The following is a 4,602-nucleotide window of genomic DNA, read 5'->3' on the forward strand; positions in this document are numbered from 1 at the left end:
TTTCTTTTTATTTAAAAGGGAGACAAGGGGACTTGAATTTTGCTTCACAAGCTCGCAACTGTAGGACAGACACGAAGCCGTCCCCTTATCTCCCTTTATATCCCTCAAACCCCTCGCACGTTTAAGGGGCATGCGATTGTGCTAAAGCACCGCATGCCTTTGTATATCAGTGGGCGTCAGACAAATTTTAAAATTTATGAGCGAGCATATCACGCTTCCAAATTCAGTGACAAGCGGTAGTGAGGCCTGAATTTGGTAAGTTGCTAAGGCGAGTGAGTAAAGTTTTAAAATTTGCAAAAATAGCTTGATTAAATTTTCAAATTGGTAAAGATTTAGAAATTTAAAAAGCCAATAAATTTAAAGCTTTATTCAAAGAGAGTTAAAACTGAAGTAGCCAGCTGCAAATTCAGCAGCCAGCCAGAAATTTAGTTTTTATGTATGCGAAGGTAGCTATTTAGTGCGCCAACATAGGCTTTTGCGCTTGCCATCATCGTATCGATATCAAGTCCGTGACCCATGACAGCGGCATTGCCCTCAAACTCGACTTTTACATCGACCTTTGCAAGAGCGTCTTTGCCTTGAGAAACAGCTGTGACCTTGTAGTCTTTTAGCGTGCCACTAATGCCACTAATGCGATCAACTACCTTAAATATCGCATCAGCAGTGCCATTGCCAAGGGCTGAGTCGCTAAAAATCTCGTCGTTGTGCCTGATGCTCATAGAAGCACTTGCTAAGCTGCCACCGCTACTTTGAAGCAAGTCTGTGATCTCGTAAGCCTGCGGTATTTTCGTGATCTCCTCTGCCACAAGCGCCCTGATATCATCGTCAAATATCTCTTTTTTCTTATCCGCCAAGTCTTTAAATTTCTCAAATGCCTTATTAAGCGCCTCGCTATCAAGGTCAAATCCAAGGCTAGCAAGCTTATCTTTAAACGCATGGCGACCGCTGTGTTTGCCAAGGACGAGCGAGTTTTTCTCTAAACCGATGCTCTCAGCGCTGATGATCTCGTAGGTCTCTTTGTGTTTTAGCACGCCATCTTGATGGATGCCACTCTCGTGCGCGAAGGCGTTTTTGCCAACGATTGCTTTGTTTGGCTGCGGCTCGATGCCTGTGATGCTAGCGATCAGCCTTGAAGTTGGATAAATTTCTTTTGAGATGATGCCTGTGTAAAGTGGTGCAAAGACGTCCTGGCGAGTTTTTATAGCCATCACGATCTCTTCAAGCGCAGCATTTCCAGCGCGCTCACCTATGCCATTTATCGTGCCCTCAACCTGCCTTGCACCAGCTTTTATGGCGGCTAGCGAATTTGCCGTAGCCATGCCTAGATCGTTGTGGTTATGCACCGAAACTACCGCTCTATCGCCTATAAATTTTACTATTTCGCTAATGCGAGCTGTGATCTCCTCTGGATACAAGTAGCCAACCGTATCTGGGATGTTTATGGTTTTTGCCCCTGCGTTTATCGCTGCGTCGCAAATTTCTTTTAAAAAGCTCATCTCGCTTCTGCATGCATCCTCGCAGCTAAACTCTACGTCATCGCAAAATATTTTTGAGTATTGTACCGCCTCAACCGCACGCCTGATCACCTCGTCTGGGCTCATTTTTAACTTATACTCCATGTGTATCGGGCTTGTTGCTATGAAGGTGTGAATTCTTTTGTTTTTTGCTGGAGCTAGTGCCTCGCCAGCCGCCTTGATATCACGCTCAACCGCGCGCGCTAGCGAGCAAACTGTGATGTTTGAAGCCTGCTTTGCGATCTGATTTACCGCGTCAAAATCCCCTGGGCTTGCAGCCGCAAATCCAGCCTCCATCACATCAACACCAAGCCTTTCAAGCTGAAGTGCGATCTGAAGCTTTTCAGCTGTGTTCATCGACGCTCCAGGGCTTTGCTCGCCGTCTCTTAAAGTCGTATCAAAAATTATTATTTTATTCTTATCCATGTTTTTCCTTATTTTTTATTTTGTTTTAAATTTGATGAGATAAATAGAGAGAAATTTGCTACCAAAGTAGCAGTAGAGAGTTTTTGATTTCGATTTTTGGTAAAAATTTGCGTGATTTTATAACGCCATTTTCGCTCATTCGCTCTCCTTTTTTTTGGAATTTTTACTAAACATTATGGTCGCCCTTACGATGCCATAAAGCGTATAAATGCTCATCACAAGCGTCGCACTCTCAAAAGGATATAGATAAAGCATCGAAAATGCAAGCACAAGGCCTACAAGAATTCTTATCACGTGAGTTTGTTTGAAATTTATCTTTTTAAAGCTTGGGTAGCGGATGTTACTAACCATTAGGATCGCTAAAACCGCCTCAAGTATCACCAAGCACCACTCAAACCCAGCCAAAAATTCATAATCCAAATAAACCCCAACCCAAAGCACGCTAACAATAGCCGCTGTTGGTATAGGAAGTCCGATAAATACATTTGGCTCGTAAGTGCCTGTGGTGACGTTAAAGCGAGCAAGTCTGATCGCTCCAAAAACCACAAACATAGCAGCGATAAGCGCTCCAAATTTGCCAAAATTTTTGCCGATAGTTAGATAAAACAAGATCGCCGGAGCCACGCCAAATGCGACTAGATCAGCAAGGCTGTCAAACTCCACGCCAAATTTGCTAGTTGTCTTTGTAAGTCTTGCCACGCGGCCATCAAGTCCGTCTAGGATAAGTGAAAGGACGATGTAGATGATCGCTTTAAAGTAGTTCCCTTGGATCGATGAAATGATGCTTATAACGCCTAAAAAAGCGCTCGCAGCCGTAAATAAATTTGGCAAGATATACATTAACTGCATTTTTTGCATGCTATTCATTTTATTTTTCCTCTTCAAAATATCCCAAAAGCGAAGCAGCTTTCACGCTCTCGCCGACACTAACGCAGATTTTAGTATCTCTTGGTAGATACAAGATCACCTCGCCGCTTCCCAAAAAGCCAAATTTCCTAGAGGCTTTAAGCGCGCTTACATTATAAATTTCTAAACTTCTGCTAAAAACTCCAGCTATGATCTTCATGGCAAATTTGATCTTATCTTTTTCAAAGCGGATAATCGCTCTTTCGTTTAGTATCTCTGAAATTTTCATCGCCTGACACAAAAATAGTCCGTGTCTTCTTTTTATATCAATAACTTTTGCATCGCTAACTGCTCTTAGCGTGCCAACACCAAAAAAGGGCTTTTGTATGACTATCTTAGCGACTTCATTATCGTCAAATTTAGAAAGTCCGACCTCTTTTATCTTGCCATCTATCGGCGAAAGCAAGGCGAGCTTATCGTCTGTAAATGGCTCTCTTTCAGGGTCTCTAAAAAACCATAGAAAAAATAAAAACAAAAATGTAAAAAGAAGCGGCAACACCCCAAATAGCAAAGACAAAAGAAATAAAATCAAAAAGACAAATATATATTTATACCCTGCTTTTGCGATGTAACCGTTCATTTTTTATTCCTCTTTTTTGCCTTTTTCGTCTTCTTCGTGTTCTACTAGCTTGCTCTCAAGGCCATTTTCTTCTTCGTAGTTTTTGATGATCTCTCTAACTCTTTTTCCCTCGATCGTCTCTTCTTCGTAAAGCGCCGAAACCATATTTTCAATGGCGCCTTTATAAATTTCAAGCAAGCCAAGCACGGCTGTATATCTCTCGTGAAGCAATGTTTTTACAAAGTCATCGACCTTTTCAGCCATCTTGTCGCTATAGTCTTTTATCGTCTGTCCGCCATTTAAAAATGTCGCGCGCTGCTTTTCAAGGACCATAAGACCAGCAACGTCACTCATACCATACATGCTAACCATAGCTTTTATGATATCAGTCGCACGCTCTAAGTCGTTACTAGCTCCAGTTGAAATTTCTTTTATAAAGACCTCTTCAGCTGCCCTGCCCGCCAAAAGCACATCCACTTCTGCTAAAAGCTCGTGCTTTTGCATCATAAATTTATTCTCTTCAGGTGTATTTAGTGTATATCCAAGAGCTGCAAGACCGCGTGGCACGACAGAGACCTTTGTAACTCTCTCTGCGCCTTTTGTCACTTCAGCTATCAAGGCGTGTCCGCACTCGTGATATGTGACTATCTTTTTCTCTTTTGGATTTACACGGCGAGACTTTTTCTCAAGTCCAGCGATCGATCTCTCAACAGCCTCCACTAGATCAGCCTGCTCAACAAAAACCTTTGACTTACGTCCAGCAAGAAGCGCAGCCTCGTTTATGATATTTTCAAGATCAGCGCCCGCTAGACCAGTCGTAAGCCTTGCGATATCTTCTATATTTACATCTTTATCGATCTTCACATCTTTCATATGAACTTTTAAAATGTCGCAACGTCCCTTAAAATCAGGCTTATCAACAAGCACTTGCCTGTCAAATCTACCCGGTCTTAAAAGTGCAGCGTCCAAAACTTCAGGTCTATTTGTAGCAGCTATAACGATGACTGGCGACTTATCCGCGTCAAATCCGTCCATCTCAGAAAGAAGCTGATTTAGCGTCTGTTCTCTCTCGTCATTTCCGCCCATTGGACCAGAATTTCTACTCTTGCCGATCGCATCGATCTCGTCTATAAATACAATCGCTGGGGCCTCTTTTTTTGCATTTTCAAAAAGGTCTCTAACTCTACTTGCACCAAC

At 42.5% G+C, this 4,602-nt stretch carries 4 protein-coding genes; all 4 read right to left on the minus strand.

Annotated features, from left to right (window positions below):
- Window positions 1-425: 425 nt before the first annotated feature.
- On the minus strand, window positions 426-1,940 hold the full coding sequence (locus Q0296_RS07190) for a 2-isopropylmalate synthase (protein WP_298038667.1): 1,515 nt from the start codon (window positions 1,938-1,940) through the stop codon (window positions 426-428).
- Between the two features lie 135 nt (window positions 1,941-2,075).
- A complete protein-coding gene (pssA, locus tag Q0296_RS07195; protein ID WP_298038669.1) occupies window positions 2,076-2,807 on the minus strand; it encodes a CDP-diacylglycerol--serine O-phosphatidyltransferase in 732 nt (243 codons plus the stop codon).
- A gap of 1 nt (window position 2,808) precedes the next feature.
- The gene (locus Q0296_RS07200) at window positions 2,809-3,426 is read right to left on the minus strand and encodes a phosphatidylserine decarboxylase (protein WP_298038671.1); all 618 of its coding nucleotides are present in this window, start codon (window positions 3,424-3,426) and stop codon (window positions 2,809-2,811) included.
- 3 nt (window positions 3,427-3,429) lie between these two features.
- A partial coding sequence (locus Q0296_RS07205; protein ID WP_298038674.1) for an AAA family ATPase occupies window positions 3,430-4,602 on the minus strand: 1,173 nt, incomplete at its 5' end.

The sequence above is a fragment of the uncultured Campylobacter sp. genome, from assembly GCF_937890585.1.
In the GTDB taxonomy this organism is placed as follows: Bacteria; Campylobacterota; Campylobacteria; order Campylobacterales; family Campylobacteraceae; genus Campylobacter_A.